We start from the raw sequence: 18,090 nt of genomic DNA, 5'->3' as shown, positions 1-18,090 counted from the left end.
CTATACAGGGCAGGGTGAATTGCTACAATCGCGCCTCATTTTTAGCGAGCCTAGTGTTTACACATGCATAACGACACAAATACAACACAACAACCTGCGTTACGACGCGAGTTAAAGGCGCGTCACCTGACGATGATCGCCATCGGCGGATCGATCGGCACCGGCCTGTTCGTGGCCTCTGGCGCCACCATCTCCCAGGCGGGGCCGGGCGGCGCGCTGCTCTCCTACGCGCTGATTGGCCTGATGGTCTACTTTCTGATGACCAGCCTCGGCGAGCTGGCGGCCTTTATGCCGGTTTCCGGCTCTTTCGCCACCTATGGCGCAAAATATGTGGAAGAGGGCTTTGGTTTCGCTCTCGGCTGGAACTACTGGTACAACTGGGCGGTGACCATCGCCGTGGATCTGGTCGCGTCGCAGCTGGTGATGAACTACTGGTTTCCCGATACGCCGGGCTGGATCTGGAGCGCGCTGTTCCTCTGCCTGATGTTCCTGCTTAACGTTATTTCGGTCAAAGGCTTTGGCGAAGCAGAGTACTGGTTCTCGCTGATCAAGGTGGCGACCGTGATTATCTTTATCGTGGTCGGCGTACTGATGATCGTGGGTATCCTGCGCGGCGGCGAGCACGCCGGCTGGCATAACTGGCAGGTCGGCGACGCGCCGTTCGCTGGCGGATTCGCCGCGATGATCGGCGTGGCGATGATTGTCGGCTTCTCTTTCCAGGGCACCGAACTGATCGGCATCGCGGCGGGCGAGTCGGAAGATCCGGCGAAAAACATTCCGCGCGCGGTGCGTCAGGTGTTCTGGCGTATTCTGCTGTTTTATATCTTCGCTATTCTGATTATCAGCCTGATCCTGCCTTACACCGATCCGCAGCTGCTGCACAACGACGTTACCGACATCAGCGTCAGCCCCTTTACCCTGGTGTTCCAGAACGCGGGCCTGCTCTCGGCGGCGGCGGTGATGAACGCGGTGATCCTCACCTCGGTGCTGTCGGCGGGCAACTCCGGCATGTACGCCTCGACGCGCATGCTCTATAACCTGGCGAGCGAAGGCAAAGCGCCGCGCATTTTCGCCCGGCTGTCGAAAGGCGGCGTGCCGCGCAACGCGCTGCTGGCGACCACCGTCGTGGCGGGCCTCTGCTTCCTGACTTCGAAGTTCGGCAATCAGGAAGTTTATCTCTGGCTGCTCAATACCTCGGGCATGACCGGCTTTATCGCCTGGCTGGGCATCGCCATCAGCCACTATCGCTTCCGTCGCGGCTATATCAGGCAGGGCCATAGTCTGGACGACCTGCCGTACCGTTCGGGCTTTTTCCCGATCGGCCCGATTTTCGCCTTCGTGCTCTGTCTAATCATCACGCTGGGCCAGAACTATCAGGCGTTCCTCAACGACAGCATCGACTGGTACGGCGTCGCCGCTACCTATATCGGCATTCCGCTGTTTTTACTGATCTGGCTGGGCTACAAGCTGACGCGCGGCACCCGCTTCGTGAAGTACAGCGAGATGGAATTCCCGACGCATAAAGAGTGACGCTAACCAGCGCCATCACAGTAAGCGCGGCTTGGCCGCGCTTTTTTCGTTAAGGTGCCGTTTTGTTTAAGTTGAAGAATTGATAATTATTATCATCTGCTCTATTGTGGCAGCGTTTTCGACCTAATCCCTAAAACAGGCTTTTTATGACGGACTCAACTCTGCCCGCGCAGGGCGCTATGGGCCGCTATCATCAGGTATTGCGCCGCCGCATGCTGATGATCGCCGTGCTGGTGCTGGCGATTATCGCCTCGCTGGTGCTGGACTTTACCCTTGGCCCGGCCGGCCTCTCGCTGCCGACGCTCTGGCAGTCGCTGCTGCATCCCGCCTCGGTTGACGCCGGCACGCGCGTCATCGTCTGGGATATTCGTTTGCCCTACGCGCTGATGGCGGTGGTGGTCGGCTTCTGCCTCGGACTGGCGGGCGCCGAGATGCAAACTATCCTCAACAACCCGCTGGCCAGCCCCTTTACCCTCGGCGTCTCTTCGGCGGCGGCGTTCGGCGCGGCGCTGGCGATTATTCTCGGCATCGGCATTCCCGGCGTGCCGGATCAGTGGCTGATCTCCGCCAACGCCTTTGTGTTCGCGCTGTTCGCCGCGCTGATGCTCGACGGCGTCACGCGCTGGACGCGGGTCTCAACCTCGGGCGTGGTGCTGTTCGGCATCGCGCTGGTGTTCACCTTTAACGCGCTGGTGTCGATGATGCAGTTTATCGCCAGCGAAGATACGCTGCAGGGGCTGGTGTTCTGGACCATGGGCAGCCTGGCGCGCGCCTCCTGGGAGAAGCTCGGCGTGCTGAGCCTGGCCTTCGCGCTGCTGCTGCCGTTCTCGCTGCTCAGCAGCTGGAAGCTGACCGCGCTGCGCCTCGGCGAAGATCGCGCCGTCAGCTTCGGCATCGACGTGCGCCGCCTGCGCCTGGCGACGCTGCTGCGCATCAGTATTCTCTCCGCGCTGGCGGTGGCCTTTGTCGGGCCGATCGGCTTTATCGGGCTGGTGGCGCCGCATATTGCCCGCATGATCTTCGGCGAAGATCACCGCTACTATCTGCCCGCCAGCGCCCTGACCGGCGCGCTGGTGCTCTCGATGGCGTCGGTCGCCTCCAAGAACCTTATTCCCGGCGTGATTATTCCGGTCGGCATCGTGACGTCGCTGGTCGGCGTGCCGTTCTTCCTGAGCATTATTCTGCGCCATCGGGGGAATGTATGACTCAGGGTCTGACGTTAAAACATTTCACCGCGGGCTACCCCAAACGCAAGGTGATTGAGGACCTCAGCGTGGCGCTGCTGCCGCGCGGTCAAATCACCGTGCTGCTGGGGCCGAACGGCTGCGGCAAATCGACGCTGCTGCGCGCGCTGGCTGGGCTAAACAAAGGGCAGGGCGAGCTGTGGCTGAACGGCGAAGAGCTGATGCAGCAGCCGTTCGCGCGTCGCGCCCAGCGCGTGGTCTATCTGCCGCAGACGCTGCCGGCGGGCGTGCATCTGCACGTGCTGGAGTCGATTATCGTGGCGCAGCGCGCCTCGGGCGGCTTGCATAACGCCGCCAGCGAAGCGGAAGTGATGTATCTGCTGGAGCAGCTCGGCATTTCGCATCTGGCGATGCGCTATCTCGATCAGCTTTCGGGCGGGCAGAAGCAGCTGGTCGGTCTGGCGCAGTCGCTAATCCGTCGCCCGGAGCTGCTGCTGCTGGATGAGCCGCTGAGCGCGCTGGATCTGAACTATCAGTTTCACGTGATGGATCTGGTGCGTCGCGAAACCGCCCAGCGCAATATCGTCACCGTGGTGGTGGTGCACGACATCAATATCGCCTTACGGCATGCGCACCATGCGCTGATGCTGAAAGAGGGCGCCTTGATAGCGGACGGCGTGCCGGAGCAGGTGATTACGCCGGAGACGCTGGCGCAGGTATACGGCGTGAAAGGGCGTATCGAACACTGCTCGCAGGGCATGCCGCAGGTGATGATTGACGGCCTGGTCGGCTCGGAACTGGTTTAAGAAAAAGGGCCGCATCGCGGCCCTGAGATTGTCGGCAATGTGCCGTCGCAGGTGGCAGGGACAGATCGCAAAGACGCAAAAAGCGGCATCCCTGCCAGCTCGGCCCGCGCCATACGCCCCTCATCCCTGAGGTGCGCCCGTAAACGGGCCAACGCGCTGCGTTGTTCAAAAACGCTCCCGGCGTTTTTGTCCCTGGCGCGGGACGCTTTGCTATTCTGTCCCTGCCACCCGCTCCTTAAGCATGGAGCCGTTTGTGGGCCGCATCGCGGCCCTGAACGACCTACACCAGCAGGTGCTGCGCATGGAAGCGCAGATGATCCTCGACGAAGGTCGCAATAAAGTAGTAGCTGTGGTCATAGCCCGGCTGCACGCGCAGCGTCAGCGGGAACCCCACCTCTTTCGCCACCACATCCAGCCGCTCCGGCTGCAGCTGATCCGCCAGGAACTGATCGCTGTCACCCTGATCGATCAGCATCGGCAAACGCGACTGCACCTCGCGCATCAGCGCGCAGCTGTCGTAGTCGCGCCAGGCCGCGCGATCCTCGCCCAGATAGGCGCTGAACGCTTTCTGCCCCCAGGGCACCTCGCTCGGATTGACGATAGGCGCAAAGGCGGACGCCGACGCAAAGCGGTTGCCGAGACGCAGCGCCAGCATCAGCGCGCCGTGGCCGCCCATCGAATGCCCCATGATCGACTGACGCTCGCTGATATTGAAGTTGCCAGCGATCAGCGCCGGCAGCTCCTGGCTCAGGTAGTCGAACATGCGAAAGTGCGCCGACCAGGGCGCCTGGGTCGCGTTAAGGTAAAACCCCGCGCCCTGGCCGAGATCGTACGCCTCGTCGTTGGCGACCGCCTCGCCGCGCGGGCTGGTGTCCGGCATAATCAGCACCAGACCCAGCTCCGCCGCGACGCGCTGCGCGCCGGATTTGGTGCTGAAATTCTCATCCGTGCAGGTCAGGCCTGCCAGAAACCACACCGCGGGCGGCGGCGTGTCGCCTTTCGGATTGGGCAAAAAAATGCTGAAGGTCATCGGGCAGTTAAGCGCGGCTGACTGATGCCGCCAGCGTTGCTGCCAGCCGCCGAACATCCGGTGTTCTTCCAGCAGTTCCAGCGTGGATGCCATATCGCCTCCCGATTACTTGTTAAAGTGGACCACCGAACGGATCGATTTCCCTTCATGCATCAGATCGAAGGCCTCGTTGATCTCTTCCAGCGGCATGGTATGGGTAATAAAGTCGTTCAGGGCGAATTTGCCGTCCAGGTAATCCTGCACGATGCCCGGCAGCTGCGAGCGGCCCTTCACGCCGCCGAAGGCGGAACCGCGCCAGACGCGACCGGTCACCAGCTGGAACGGACGGGTTGAGATCTCTTCGCCCGCGCCGGCCACGCCGATAATCACCGATTCGCCCCAGCCTTTATGACAGCACTCCAGCGCGGAACGCATCACGTTGACGTTGCCGATACACTCAAAGGAGAAATCGACGCCGCCGTCGGTCATCTCGACGATAACCTCCTGAATCGGCTTCTCATGATCTTTCGGGTTCACCAGGTCGGTAGCGCCCAGCTTGCGCGCCAGGTCGAATTTGCTGGTGTTGATGTCGATAGCGATGATGCGTCCCGCTTTCGCCATTTTCGCGCCGATAATCGCCGACAGGCCGATGCCGCCGAGGCCGAAAATCGCCACGGTATCGCCTTCTTTCACTTTGGCGGTATTCATCACCGCGCCCATGCCGGTGGTTACGCCGCAGCCCAGCAGGCAAACTTCTTCCAGCGGCGCCTCTTTGCTGATTTTCGCCAGCGAAATTTCCGGCACCACGGTGTACTCGGAGAAGGTAGAGGTGCCCATATAGTGGAAAATCGGCTTGCCGTCTTTAAAGAAACGCGTGGTGCCGTCCGGCATCAGGCCTTTGCCCTGGGTGGCGCGGATCGCCTGGCAGAGGTTGGTCTTGCCTGACAGGCAGAATTTGCATTTGCCGCACTCCGGGGTGTAAAGCGGGATCACGTGATCGCCGACTTCGACGCTGGTCACGCCTTCGCCGACCGCTTCCACCACGCCGCCGCCTTCATGGCCGAGGATGGCCGGGAATACGCCTTCCGGATCTTTGCCGGACAGGGTATAGGCATCGGTGTGGCACACGCCGGTGGCGACGATGCGCACCAGCACTTCGCCTTTCTGCGGCGGCATCAAATCCACTTCTTCGATTTTCAGCGGTTCGCCAGCAGCCCAGGCAACGGCGGCGCGGGTTTTAATCATGTTCATGCAATCCCTCTTGCGGTCAGATGGGGACGCGCCGGTGCGGTCGCGTCCGTGGGTCGTGATATCAGTAAAAATAGCGTGAAATGGCGCAATTAGTCGGCGACCTGCAGCGGATGCAGCAGCTGGTCGTCCTGCGGCCGGTCGTCGAACATGTCGATAATCAAATATTTCAGCGCTTCGACGTTGGGGGTAAAGGCGTCGCGACGCCACATCAGCCAGGTGGCGGTGTCGCGATACGCCGCCGGCAGCTGATGCGCCTGCACGCGGGCGCGCTCAGGCATCTGCTTCAGCACCGATTCGGGGATCATCGCCACGCCTGCGCCGCCCGCCACGCAGGCCATCATCGCGTGGTAGGACTGGATTTCCATTACGCTGCCGGGCGCGACGCCGCTGTCGCGATACCAGGCTTCCAGCTTCACGCGATAGGAGCAGCTGTTGCGAAATGCGAACAGGGTGTCGTTTTGCGCGTCGCGCGCGCTCTCGACCGGCGCATGATCCAGGCTGGTGATCAGCGTCAGGCTTTCGCGAAAGGCGATGCAGCCGTTGAGATCGTCATAAGGCGCCGGACCGTCCACCAGCGCGGCGGCCAGCGTGCCTTCGCGCACCTTGTCGATAATCTCGCCGGAGGTGCTGGTGATCAGCGACAGCGACACTTTCGGGAAGCGCTGATGATAGGCCGCCAGCAGGGCAGGCAGGCGCGTCGCGGCGGTACTCTCCATCGAGCCGAGCGCGAAGTTGCCAGCCGGTTCGCCGGCGCGCGCCATGCTCAGCGCCTCGTCGCTCAGCGCCAGGATGCGCTGCGCGTAGTTAAGGAAATTGTGGCCCATCGGCGACAGACGAATGCGCTGTTTCTCGCGTATAAACAGATCGACGCCCATCTCCTCTTCCAGCTGGCGCAGCCGCGTGGTGAGGTTGGAGGGGACGCGATGGAGTTGTTCCGCGGCGCGCGCCAGCGAACCGGTTTCGGCCACGGAACAGAACATGCGTAGCTGGACAAGATCCATGTATTCTCTTCTCGTAAACAACTTGATATGAATTATTCAGTTTCCGTGAGTTTAATAAGCTGGCATGTTATAAGCAAGTGATAATAAAAACCCAGGAGTAGGGATATGGCTTTTCGCGTGGCGCTCAGCGCCTTTCTGGCGCTGGTGGTGGTGATGGGCATCGGGCGTTTCGCCTTTACGCCGCAGGTGCCGCTCATGATACACGACGGCCAGCTGACGTTGACCAGCGCCAGCCTGGTGGCGGCCCTCAACTATCTTGGCTACCTGTGCGGCTCTTTTGACGCAATGCGCGCGCGGCGGCGCGTCGAGCTGCGCCTGCAGCTGGGCGTCTGGGGCGCGGTGATCCTGACACTGCTCTCCGCCTGCGTCAGCGGCCCCTGGCTGCACGGCGCGGTGCGCTTTTTGATCGGCTGGGCGAGCGGCGTGGCGCTGGTGCTGGTAGCCGCCTGGAGCAGTGAGCAGCTGCATCATTACGGGCGCCCGAGCCTGTCAGCGGCGGTGTTCGCCGGGCCGGGCGCGGGCATCTTTATCAGCGGCCTGCTGGCGGTGCAGCTGCATGCGTCGCAGGCGTCCGCCTCGCTGGCGTGGGCTGCCTACGGCCTGCTGGCGCTGCTGATTATCGCCGCTATCGCGCGCAATTTGCCGCGCCGCGTCGGCGAGCTGCATCGTCCCGATCAGGCGCCGGATCCGCTGGTGCTGACCGCTGATCTGCGGCGGCTGGTGCTGAGCTACAGCCTGGCGGGCTTCGGCTATATCCTGCCCGCCACTTTTCTGTCGCAGATGGCGGCGGCGCGCTTTCCCGATGGCGCTTTCGCCCAGCTCGTCTGGCCGATTTTCGGCGGCGCGGCGATAGTCGGCATCGCGCTGGGGATCCTGACGCGCGGCCTCGCCAGCAACAACCAGCGGCTGGCGCTGGTGCTTTGGGCGCAGGCGCTGGGCGTCGCAGCGGCGGCGGCGCTGCCCGGCTTTAGCGGCCTGCTGCTCGGCGCGCTGCTGGTGGGCGGCGGCTTCCTCTGCGTGGTGCAGCTGGCGCTGGCCTATGCGCGCGAGCTGGCGCCGCAGCACACGCGCTATATGGCGGGGCTGCTGACCACCGGCTACGCCGTCGGGCAGCTGGTGGGGCCAGTGCTGTCGTCGCTCTCTACCGTGCTGCTGCATCGGCTGGAGCCGGCGCTGTGGATCGCCGGGCTGGGACTGGCGGCGGCCGGTCTTCTGGTGTGGCGACGTTCGTCGTGAAAAGCTTTCATCGCCGATTGGATTGATTACTGGATTACCCCAGCGGAAAGCTTCACAATACGCGCTCAGAATTGAACCCGCCGGCCTCTCCGGCGGGCGTTACACCTGCGGAGATGAGTACGATGAGCACCCTTAGTCAGGAAGCTATCCTGGTTCACGAAGCGCTGCTGGCGCGAGGCCTGGAAACGCCGTTACGCGCGCCGACGCGTGAAATGGATGATGAAACCCGTAAGCGCCTGATCGCCGGCCACATGACCGAGGTCATGCAGCTGCTGAATCTGGATCTTGAGGATGACAGCCTGATGGAGACGCCGCATCGCATCGCCAAAATGTATGTGGATGAGGTCTTTTCCGGTCTGGATTACGCTAACTTCCCTAAAATCACCGTTATCGAAAACAAGATGAAAGTGGATGAGATGGTGACGGTGCGCGATATTACCCTGACCAGCACCTGCGAGCACCACTTCGTGATTATCGACGGCAAAGCGACCGTGGCCTACATTCCGAAAGAGAAGGTGATCGGCCTGTCCAAGATCAACCGCATCGTGCAGTTCTTCGCCCAGCGCCCGCAGGTGCAGGAGCGTCTGACTCAGCAGGTGCTGGTAGCGCTGCAAACGCTGCTCGGCACCAACAACGTCGCGGTCTCGATCGACGCGGTGCACTACTGCGTGAAAGCGCGCGGAGTGAAAGACGCCACCAGCGCCACCACCACCACTTCGCTGGGCGGCCTGTTTAAGTCGAGCCAGAATACTCGCCAGGAGTTCCTGCGCGCGGTGCGTCATATTTAACCTTATTGACTATCTGCCGACGCGGGTGAGATGACCCGATCGCAGGCTTACAGGTAGCCTGTTGTCAGGCGGCAGGGCCTTACGCCAACAGGGATCGCTATGCAACGTTATCATGCGCTGGATTTCATTCGCGGCTGCGCCATCCTCGGCATTTTGTTGCTCAATATCGTCGGCTTCGCCCTGCCTTCCGCCGCCTATCTCAATCCCGCCTGGCGCGGCGATCCCGCCACCGACGAGGTCTGGACCTGGGCGGTGCTCGACATCCTGGCGCAGCTGAAATTCCTGACGCTGTTCGCGCTGCTGTTCGGCGCGGGCCTGCAGCTTCAGCTGCCACGCGGCAGCCGCTGGCTGTCGGCGCGCCTGACGCTGCTGGCGCTTATCGGCCTGTTTCACGCCGTGGCGATGTGGGAAGGGGATATCCTGCTCGATTACGCCATTATCGGCCTTATCGTCTGGCGTATGCTGCGCGACGTGCCCTCGACGCGCAGCCTGTTTCATACCGGCGCGCTGCTCTACCTCGTGGGCTGCGGCGTGCTGCTGATCTTCGGCTCCATCTCCGATCCCGAACCAAGCCGCTCCTGGCTGCCCGGCGCGGCCGATCTCGAATATGAACGCTTCTGGAAGCTGGCCGGCGGCTGGGAAGCGGTGCAGAACCGCCTCGACCATCTCTCCTCCAGCCTGATGGCGCTGGCGGCGCAGTATGGCTGGCAGCTGGCCGGGCTGATGATGATGGGCGCCGCGCTGCTGCGCTGCGGCTGGCTGACCGGCGAGTTTAGCCTGCGCCACTACCGCCGCTGCGCCGCGCTTCTGCTGGCCGCCGGCTATGCCATCGCCCTATCTGGAGTGGCGTCGCAGTGGATGCTGCACTGGTCGTTTCGCTGGAGCGGCTTCTACCTGCAGGTGCCGCGCGATCTCGCCAGTCCTTTTATCAGCCTCGGCTACGCCGCGCTGATCCTCGGCTACTGGCCGCAGCTGGCGCGCTGGCGCCTCACTTCGGCGATTCAGTGCGTCGGCCGCATGGCGCTGAGCAACTATCTGCTGCAGACGCTAATCTGCACCACGCTCTTCTACCGCTTCGATCTCTTTATGCGTTTCGATCGCCTGCAGCTGCTGGCGTTTGTGCCCGCGGTCTGGCTGGTCAATATTCTCTTCTCGGTGATCTGGCTGCGCTTTTTCCCTCAGGGCCCGCTTGAATGGCTATGGCGTCGCCTGACTCGACTGGCGGCGGGCAAAACGCCGCATCGCTCCTCATTCAGATAATGATGTTCATCACAAAGGTTACATAATTGTATGTAACCGTTTTCATGAGTGTGACGTGATTCACGCTGCTGCCTCGCCGCGCCTGCCAGAATAGCGCCGGATTACTTCCTGGCGTGATGCCTTTTATTCCTCTGTGGAACAGCTGCATGATAACGATTCGTGATGTTGCCCGTCTGGCTGGCGTGTCGGTGGCGACCGTCTCACGCGTGCTGAATAACAGCAGCGCCGTTACCGCGGAGACGCGCGACGCGGTGCTGCAGGCGGTGGATTCGCTGGGCTATCGGCCCAACGCCAACGCGCAGGCGCTGGCAACGCAGATCAGCGACACTATCGGCGTCGTGGTGATGGACGTCTCCGATCCCTTCTTCGGCGCGCTGGTAAAAGCGGTAGATACCGTGGCGCAGCGCCTGCACAAACATGTGCTGATCAGCAACTCCTGGCATCAGGAAGATAAAGAGCGCCATGCGATTGAGGTGCTGATCCGTCAGCGCTGCAATGCGCTGGTGGTTCATGCGAAAACGCTTTCAGACGAAGAGCTTGCCTCCTTTATGCAGCAGGTGCCGGGCATGGTGATGGTCAACCGCATCGTGCCGGGCTTCGCCCATCGCTGCGTCAGCCTGGATAACGTGGCGGGCGCGCTGATGGCGACCCGCATGCTGCTGCAGCAGGGACACGGCCGCATCGGCTATCTTTGCTCCAGTCATGACATCGAAGATGTGCAGCAGCGGCGCGAAGGCTGGGAGCAGGCGCTGGCGGAGCAGGGGATTCGGCCGCAGGAGAGCTGGATCGCCTGCGCCGAGCCCGATATGCAGGGCGGCGAGGCGGCGATGGTGGAGCTGTTAGGGCGCAACGTGCATCTCAGCGCGATTTTCGCCTATAACGACGGCATGGCGGCCGGCGCGCTGACCGCGCTGAAAGATAACGGCATTCAGGTGCCGCAGCATTTCTCTGTCATCGGCTTTGATGATATTCCGATGTCGCGTTACACCGATCCTCAACTTACCACGGTACGCTATCCCATTGTTTCTATGGCAAAACTCGCCACCGAGCTGGCGCTGAGCGGCGCGGCGGGCCAGCTGGACGTCAGCGCGCAGCACATCTTTATGCCGACGCTGGTGCGTCGTCATTCCGTGGCGCAGCGGCAAAATGTGGAGTCGGTCACTAATTCAGGCGATAGCGCCATGTAACCGTTTTCAATCTGTGATTGTATTCACAGTTAATTAACATGCCGCTCACTATGATGGCAGCGTCTTACCGGACTGAAACATTATGTAACGCCGCACTAACCGCAGCAGGCGTGGTTTCAGCAACCCGTTGAAAAGGTTCATCACATCTTCAGGATGCGTTGTCGCACATGGAAGTCAGGTTTCTGGACGGCGATTCAGCGGGGCAGCGCGATTTCACTCGCCTCTTTGCGACTCGCCGAATCTTATTTTACCGAAAGCTCATGCGCGCCTGACGCGTCTGAGCCAGTACTACCCTGCAAAAAACCGGAGATACCATGAATAAGAAGGTTTTCACGCTCACAGCTTTGGTTGCCAGCATGATGTTCGGCGCAACGGCACACGCAGCGGACACGCGTATCGGCGTGACCATCTATAAGTATGACGACAACTTTATGTCGATGGTTCGTAAGGACATCGAGAAAGAGGCCAAAAACCTCGGCGGCGTACAGCTGCTGATGAATGACTCGCAGAACGACCAGTCTAAACAGAACGATCAGATCGACGTGCTGATGGCGAAAGGCGTGAAGGCGCTGGCGATTAACCTGGTGGATCCGGCCGCGGCGGCCGTGGTGATCGATAAAGCGCGCAGCAACGACGTGCCGGTGGTGTTCTTCAACAAAGAGCCGAACGCGAAAGTGCTGGCCAGCTACGACAAAGCCTACTATGTCGGCACCGACTCTAAAGAGTCCGGCATTATTCAGGGCAAACTGATTGAGAAGCACTGGAAAGCCTCGCCAAACTGGGACCTGAACAAAGATGGTCAGATTCAGTTCGTGCTGCTGAAAGGCGAACCGGGCCATCCGGACGCTGAAGCGCGCACCAAATACGTTATCGATACCCTGAATCAGGACGGCATCAAGACCCAGCAGCTGGCGATGGATACCGCGATGTGGGATACCGCTCAGGCGAAAGACAAGATGGATGCGTGGCTCTCCGGCCCGAACGCCAACAAAATCGAAGTGGTGATCGCCAACAACGACGCCATGGCGATGGGCGCCGTCGAAGCGCTGAAAGCGCACAACAAGACTTCGATTCCGGTGTTCGGCGTCGATGCGCTGCCGGAAGCGCTGGCGCTGGTTAAGTCGGGCGCGCTGGCGGGCACCGTGCTGAACGATGCCGAGAACCAGGCGAAAGCGACGCTGGATATGGCGAAAAACCTGGCGGACGGCAAAGCCGCGACCGAAGGCACCAGCTATAAGATCACCGATAAGATCGTCCGCGTGCCTTACGTGCCGGTCGATAAAGAGAACCTGTCTCAGTTCCAGAAGTAATCCTGTCCGGGCGCGGCTGAGCCGCGCCCTGTTTTCACGTGACCAACGCTTTTTTAGCCAGGTAAATTATGGCCAGTGATAATCCGACCGCGCAGCGTGAATATCTGCTGGAAATGACGAACGTCTCTAAATCATTTCCAGGGGTTAAAGCCTTAGATAATGTGAATTTAAAAGTGCGGCCTCACTCCGTTCATGCATTGATGGGTGAAAACGGCGCCGGTAAATCGACATTATTGAAATGCCTGTTTGGTATTTATAAAAAAGATACGGGGAGCATCCTGTTTCAGGGTGAGGAAATCGATTTTAAAAGTTCGAAAGAGGCGCTGGAAAACGGCGTTTCTATGGTGCATCAGGAGCTGAACCTGGTTTTACAGCGCACCGTCATGGACAATATGTGGCTGGGCCGCTATCCGCAAAAAGGGCCGTTCGTCGATCAGGACAAAATGTATCGCGATACCAAAGCGATTTTCGACGAGCTGGATATCGATATCGATCCGCGCGACAAAGTGGCGACGCTCTCTGTTTCGCAGATGCAGATGATCGAAATCGCCAAGGCATTCTCCTATGACGCCAAAATCGTCATCATGGACGAGCCGACCTCTTCGCTGACCGAGAAAGAGGTGAACCATCTGTTCACCATTATTCGCAAGCTGAAAGATCGCGGCTGCGGCATTGTTTATATCTCGCACAAGATGGAAGAGATTTTCCAGCTGTGCGACGAGATTACGATCCTGCGCGACGGTCAGTGGATCGCCACCCAGCCGCTGGAAGGGCTGGATATGGATAAGATCATCTCCATGATGGTCGGCCGCTCCCTGAACCAGCGCTTTCCTGATAAAACCAACGTGCCGGGCGAAACCATTCTTGAGGTGCGCCATTTAACGTCGCTGCGTCAGCCGTCGATTCGCGACGTTTCGTTCGATTTGCGCAAAGGGGAGATTTTGGGCATCGCCGGACTGGTGGGCGCCAAGCGTACCGATATCGTCGAAACCCTGTTTGGGATCCGCGAGAAGGTAGGCGGCACCATTAAGCTGCACGGTAAACCGATTAATAACCACAGCGCTAACGAAGCCATTAACCACGGTTTCGCACTGGTGACGGAAGAGCGCCGCTCTACTGGTATTTATGCCTTTCTCGATATCGGGTTTAACTCGTTAATCTCCAATATCAAGAAGTATAAAAACAATATGGGGCTGCTCGATAATAAGCGGATGAAAAGCGATACCCAGTGGGTTATCGACGCCATGCGCGTAAAAACGCCGGGCCACCATACGCAAATTGGATCGCTTTCGGGCGGCAACCAGCAAAAGGTGATTATCGGCCGCTGGTTACTGACCCAGCCTGAAATATTGATGCTCGATGAACCGACGCGCGGCATTGACGTCGGCGCGAAGTTCGAAATTTACCAGCTGATTGCCGAGCTGGCGAAGAAAGAGAAGGGCATCATTATTATCTCTTCCGAAATGCCGGAGCTGTTGGGCATTACCGATCGTATTCTGGTGATGAGCAATGGTCAGGTAGCGGGCATTGTAGATACCAAGACAACCACGCAGAACGAAATATTGCGTTTAGCGTCATTACACCTTTAATGAAGCAAGGGCTGTTAACATGAAAGCGACTACTAAAAAGAATGCGCTAACCTGGCTGAAAGAGGGCGGCATTTATGTCGTTCTGCTGGTTTTGCTGGCTATTATTATTTTCCAGGATCCGACGTTTTTAAGCCTGATGAACCTGAGTAATATTCTTACCCAATCCTCGGTGCGTATTATTATCGCGCTGGGCGTGGCGGGGCTGATCGTTACGCAGGGCACCGACCTGTCGGCCGGTCGTCAGGTCGGTCTGGCGGCGGTGGTGGCGGCGACGCTGCTGCAGTCGATGGATAACGCCAATAAGGTGTTTCCGACGCTGGATACCGTGCCGATTCCGGTGGTGATTCTGGTGGTGTGCGTGATCGGCGGCCTGATCGGCCTGGTGAACGGCCTGATCATCGCCTACCTCAAGGTGACGCCGTTTATTACCACGCTCGGCACCATGATTATCGTCTACGGCATCAACTCGCTCTATTACGATTTCGTCGGCGCGTCGCCGATTGCCGGGTTTGACAGCGGCTTCTCGAAGTTCGCTCAGGGCTTCCTGCGCTTTGGCGACTTCAAGCTCTCTTACATTACCTTCTACGCCATCGCCGCCATTATTTTCATCTGGATCCTGTGGAACAAGACCCGCTTTGGCAAGAATATTTTTGCTATCGGCGGCAACCCGGAAGCGGCGAAAGTCTCTGGCGTTAACGTCAACCTCAACCTGATTCTGATCTATGCGCTTTCCGGGGTGTTTTACGCCTTCGGCGGCATGCTGGAAGCGGGTCGTATCGGCAGCGCCACCAACAACCTCGGCTTTATGTATGAGCTGGACGCCATCGCGGCGTGCGTGGTGGGCGGCGTTTCTTTTGCCGGCGGCGTAGGAACGGTGGCGGGCGTCGTGACCGGCGTGCTTATCTTTACCGTGATCAACTACGGTCTGACCTATATCGGCGTGAACCCTTACTGGCAGTACATTATCAAGGGCGGCATCATTATCTTCGCCGTGGCGCTGGATTCGCTGAAGTATTCGCGTAAGAAGTAAGTCAAAGAGATCGCTCAGGCTTGTTGCAGACAGCCTGGGCGTCAAAACGCGGGTGGCAGGGTTCGAAGAGCAAAGCGTCCCGCGACAGGGACAAAAACGCCGGGAGCGTTTTTGAACAACGCAGCGCGTTGGCCCGTTAACGGGCGCACCTCAAGGACGAGGTGCGTATCCGCGCGGGCCGAGCGAGCAGGGATGCCTTGAGCGACTTTGCGATCGAACCCTGCCATCCGTGTGAGCACATTATCTGTTTTTAAGAGCGGCCTGCGGGCCGCTCTTTCTATTTTCTATTTCCGCGCTTTCTGCTCGCTTTCCAGCAGCTGCTCCGGCGTCACTGCCGGATAGCTCTGCGCATCCTCCGGCACCTCCCGCACCGCCGGGATCGGCACCAGCGGGCCGAGAAAGCGCGGCTCGCGCTTCATCACGTAGAGATCGGCCAGCGCGCCGAGGCGCGCGCCTACCTCGCGGAAGCGGACGCTCAGCATATTTTTCGGCGACGGCACCGCGTAGCACTGCGCCTGAATCCCCATATGCAGGGCGATAAACAGGGCGCGCTCGCAGTGGAAGCGCTGGGTGATGATAATAAAGTCGTTGGTGTCGAACACCTTGCGCGTGCGCACGATAGAGTCGAGCGTGCGGAAACCGGCGTAGTCCAGCACGATATCCTGCGGATCGACGCCGGCTTTGATCAGATCGCGACGCATGGTCATGGGTTCGTTATAGCTGCTCATGGCGTTGTCGCCGCTCAGCAGCAGATAATTGACCTTGCCGCTGTTATAGGCGTTCAGCGCGCCCTGAATGCGATAGAGGTAGTACTGATTATAGACGCCGGTGCGGTAATACTTCGCCGTGCCCAGCACCACGCCAACCTGACGATGCGGCAGCGAGGCGACATCTTCATAAATATAGGGCGCGGTTTTCCAGCTGATCCAGCGATCCAGGCCGAGCGCGATCGCCACCACCAGTAAGATGATGAATAAGAGACCAATAAAAACGCGTTTCAACATACGCGTGAGCGCTCGGGGTCAGGAAAAATCGGTGCATCAAGGCTACTTGAGGACCGGTTACGAAGCAAGGCGCCGCCGGTTGGCTGATGGATTTTTGCGCGGCAGCCGGGCCTGAAACGGCCCGGCGACCGGTTGTCAGATCGAGGTGCGACGATAGTGACGGTACTGCGGCAGCCAGAAATTACTGGCGACCGCCTGCGACAGCACATCTTCCGACGTCACCACCGCAACGCCCGCCAGCTGCGCGGCTTTGCCCACTTCCATGGCGATGATTTTCGACACGCCCTGAATATCTTTGATTTCCGGCAGTACCGGGCCTTCGCCTTCGTTCACCAGCGGCGAACAGTCGGCCAGCGCGCGGCTTGCCGTCATCAGCATCGAGTCGGTGACGCGCGTCGCGCCGGCGGCAATCACGCCCAGACCAATGCCCGGGAAAATATAGGAGTTATTGCACTGCGCGATCGGATAGGTTTTGCCTTTCCAGCTCACCGGCGAGAAGGGGCTGCCGGTCGCTACCAGCGCGGCGCCGTCGGTCCACGCGATAATATCCGCCGGCGTCGCCTCGACGCGCGATGTCGGGTTCGACAGCGGCATCACGATAGGACGCGCGCAGTGCTTATGCATCTCGCGGATAATCTCTTCGGTAAACAGGCCCGGCTGGCCGGAGACGCCGATCAGAATATCGGGACGGGCGTTGCGCACCACGTCCAGCAGCGAGATGGAATCGCTGGCGGTGTCCCAGGTTTTCAGGTTCTCGCTCTTCTGCACCAGCTTGCTCTGGAAATCGAGCAGGTTCGGCAGCTTGTCGGTCAGCAGACCGAAGCGATCGACCATCAGCACGCGCGCGCGCGCCTCTTCGTCGCTCAGGCCTTCCGATTTCATCTGCGCGATAATCTGCTCGGCGATGCCGCATCCGGCGGAGCCTGCGCCGAGGAACACCACTTTCTGCTCGCACAGGCGGCTGCCTGCGGCGCGGCTGGCGGCGATCAGCGTGCCGACGGTCACGGCGGCGGTGCCCTGAATATCGTCGTTGAAGCAGCAGATCTCGTCGCGATAGCGCTGCAGCAGCGGCATGGCGTTTTTCTGCGCGAAGTCTTCAAACTGCAGCAGCACGTTCGGCCAGCGGCGTTTTACCGCCTGGATAAAGTCGTTAACGAAGGCGTCGTACTCTTCGCCGGTGATGCGCGGATGACGCCAGCCCATATAGAGCGGATCGTTAAGCAGCTGCTGATTGTTGGTGCCGGCGTCCAGCACGACCGGCAGCGTGTAGGCCGGCGAAATGCCGCCGCAGGCGGTATAGAGCGACAGCTTGCCGATAGGAATGCCCATGCCGCCGATGCCCAAATCGCCGAGGCCGAGAATGCGCTCGCCGTCGGTGACCACAATCACCTTCACGTTCTGCTTGGTGGCGTTCTGCAGCATGTCTTCAATGTGGGCGCGGTTCGGATAGGAGATAAAAACGCCGCGCGCGCGGCGGTAGATCTCGGAGAAGTGTTCGCAGGCCGCGCCGACGGTCGGGGTATAGATAATCGGCATCATCTCTTCGAGATGGTTGTCGAGCAGACGATAGAAAAGGGTTTCGTTGGTGTCCTGAATGTTGCGCAGGTAGACGTGCTTATCGTTATTGTTTTTAAAGTCCTGGAACTGACGCCAGGCGCGCTCTGCCTGTTCTTCAATGCTCTCGACCGCTTCAGGTAGCAGGCCGTTGAGGTTAAATTCGTTGCGCTCTTCCAGCGAGAAGGCGCTGCCTTTATTCAGCAGGGGGAATTCCAGCAGGATCGGGCCAGCGTAGGGGATGTACAGCGGACGCTTACTTTCGTACTCATGTTCCATGAATTGATGCTCCGGTTGCGGTGTTGTCTGGCAAAGCTCAGACGCCAGTCGTTCTTTTTTTGTGTTGCTGGC

The 18,090-nt window shown here is 59.9% G+C and carries 15 protein-coding genes; 10 read left to right on the top strand and 5 right to left on the bottom strand.

From position 1 onward, the window contains the following. Nucleotides 1–63: 63 nt before the first annotated feature. The 3 genes from AC6I7Z_RS13205 to AC6I7Z_RS13195 all read left to right on the top strand — a co-directional run bounded on the left by AC6I7Z_RS13205 (nucleotide 64) and on the right by AC6I7Z_RS13195 (nucleotide 3,520). Entirely contained in the window at nucleotides 64–1,530 is a 1,467-nt protein-coding gene (locus AC6I7Z_RS13205) for an amino acid permease (protein WP_497814558.1), read from the top strand. A gap of 146 nt (nucleotides 1,531–1,676) precedes the next feature. Next, a complete protein-coding gene (locus AC6I7Z_RS13200; RefSeq protein ID WP_497814557.1) occupies nucleotides 1,677–2,735 on the top strand; it encodes a FecCD family ABC transporter permease in 1,059 nt (352 codons plus the stop codon). Further along, complete coding sequence (locus AC6I7Z_RS13195; RefSeq protein ID WP_497814556.1) at nucleotides 2,732–3,520, top strand: ABC transporter ATP-binding protein; 789 nt, start codon at nucleotides 2,732–2,734, stop codon at nucleotides 3,518–3,520. Before AC6I7Z_RS13200 ends, AC6I7Z_RS13195 begins: the two co-directional genes overlap by 4 nt. A 280-nt stretch (nucleotides 3,521–3,800) precedes the next feature. On the opposite strand, the gene fghA is transcribed toward AC6I7Z_RS13195, so the two are convergent. The 3 genes from fghA to ptrR form a co-directional block, all read right to left on the bottom strand. Next, nucleotides 3,801–4,643, bottom strand: a complete 843-nt coding sequence (gene fghA, locus AC6I7Z_RS13190; RefSeq protein ID WP_497814555.1) for an S-formylglutathione hydrolase — start codon at nucleotides 4,641–4,643, stop codon at nucleotides 3,801–3,803. A gap of 12 nt (nucleotides 4,644–4,655) precedes the next feature. Then, nucleotides 4,656–5,780, bottom strand: coding sequence for an S-(hydroxymethyl)glutathione dehydrogenase/class III alcohol dehydrogenase (locus AC6I7Z_RS13185; protein WP_497814554.1), 1,125 nt, complete (start codon nucleotides 5,778–5,780; stop codon nucleotides 4,656–4,658). 89 nt (nucleotides 5,781–5,869) lie between these two features. Continuing rightward, nucleotides 5,870–6,781 carry a putrescine utilization regulator PtrR gene (gene ptrR / locus AC6I7Z_RS13180; RefSeq protein ID WP_497814553.1) on the bottom strand — a complete coding sequence of 304 codons (912 nt, stop codon included), beginning with the start codon at nucleotides 6,779–6,781 and terminating at the stop codon, nucleotides 5,870–5,872. 105 nt (nucleotides 6,782–6,886) lie between these two features. Here ptrR and AC6I7Z_RS13175 point away from each other — a divergent pair, with 105 nt between their 5' ends. The 7 genes from AC6I7Z_RS13175 to mglC all read left to right on the top strand — a co-directional run bounded on the left by AC6I7Z_RS13175 (nucleotide 6,887) and on the right by mglC (nucleotide 15,181). Further along, nucleotides 6,887–8,017 (top strand): YbfB/YjiJ family MFS transporter, encoded by a 1,131-nt coding sequence (locus AC6I7Z_RS13175; RefSeq protein WP_497814552.1) that lies wholly within the window; start codon nucleotides 6,887–6,889, stop codon nucleotides 8,015–8,017. A gap of 122 nt (nucleotides 8,018–8,139) precedes the next feature. After that, entirely contained in the window at nucleotides 8,140–8,805 is a 666-nt protein-coding gene (folE, locus tag AC6I7Z_RS13170; RefSeq protein ID WP_033750312.1) for a GTP cyclohydrolase I FolE, read from the top strand. Nucleotides 8,806–8,904: 99 nt separating this feature from the next. Then, the gene (yeiB, locus tag AC6I7Z_RS13165) at nucleotides 8,905–10,065 is read left to right on the top strand and encodes a DUF418 domain-containing protein YeiB (protein ID WP_497814551.1); all 1,161 of its coding nucleotides are present in this window, start codon (nucleotides 8,905–8,907) and stop codon (nucleotides 10,063–10,065) included. Between the two features lie 146 nt (nucleotides 10,066–10,211). Continuing rightward, entirely contained in the window at nucleotides 10,212–11,252 is a 1,041-nt protein-coding gene (galS, locus tag AC6I7Z_RS13160) for an HTH-type transcriptional regulator GalS (RefSeq protein ID WP_497814550.1), read from the top strand. Between the two features lie 314 nt (nucleotides 11,253–11,566). Beyond that, entirely contained in the window at nucleotides 11,567–12,562 is a 996-nt protein-coding gene (mglB, locus tag AC6I7Z_RS13155) for a galactose/glucose ABC transporter substrate-binding protein MglB (protein WP_497814549.1), read from the top strand. A gap of 68 nt (nucleotides 12,563–12,630) precedes the next feature. Beyond that, nucleotides 12,631–14,151: a galactose/methyl galactoside ABC transporter ATP-binding protein MglA gene (mglA, locus tag AC6I7Z_RS13150; RefSeq protein WP_497814548.1), complete on the top strand. Its 1,521-nt coding sequence runs from the start codon at nucleotides 12,631–12,633 to the stop codon at nucleotides 14,149–14,151. Nucleotides 14,152–14,170: 19 nt separating this feature from the next. Next, a complete protein-coding gene (gene mglC / locus AC6I7Z_RS13145; RefSeq protein WP_497814547.1) occupies nucleotides 14,171–15,181 on the top strand; it encodes a galactose/methyl galactoside ABC transporter permease MglC in 1,011 nt (336 codons plus the stop codon). 284 nt (nucleotides 15,182–15,465) lie between these two features. Here the strand turns inward: mglC and sanA are convergent, their stop codons facing one another. Together sanA and AC6I7Z_RS13135 are read right to left on the bottom strand one after the other, a co-directional pair. Further along, entirely contained in the window at nucleotides 15,466–16,185 is a 720-nt protein-coding gene (gene sanA / locus AC6I7Z_RS13140; protein WP_497814546.1) for an outer membrane permeability protein SanA, read from the bottom strand. 135 nt (nucleotides 16,186–16,320) lie between these two features. Next, nucleotides 16,321–18,018 carry an NAD-dependent malic enzyme gene (locus AC6I7Z_RS13135; protein ID WP_497814545.1) on the bottom strand — a complete coding sequence of 566 codons (1,698 nt, stop codon included), beginning with the start codon at nucleotides 18,016–18,018 and terminating at the stop codon, nucleotides 16,321–16,323. Between the last annotated feature and the right edge of the window lie 72 nt (nucleotides 18,019–18,090).

This window comes from Pantoea sp. X-Soil-MYKO-1289 (assembly GCF_059730625.1).
Note: the sequence above shows the minus strand (reverse complement) of the source record. Positions and strands in the feature narration are given on the sequence as shown.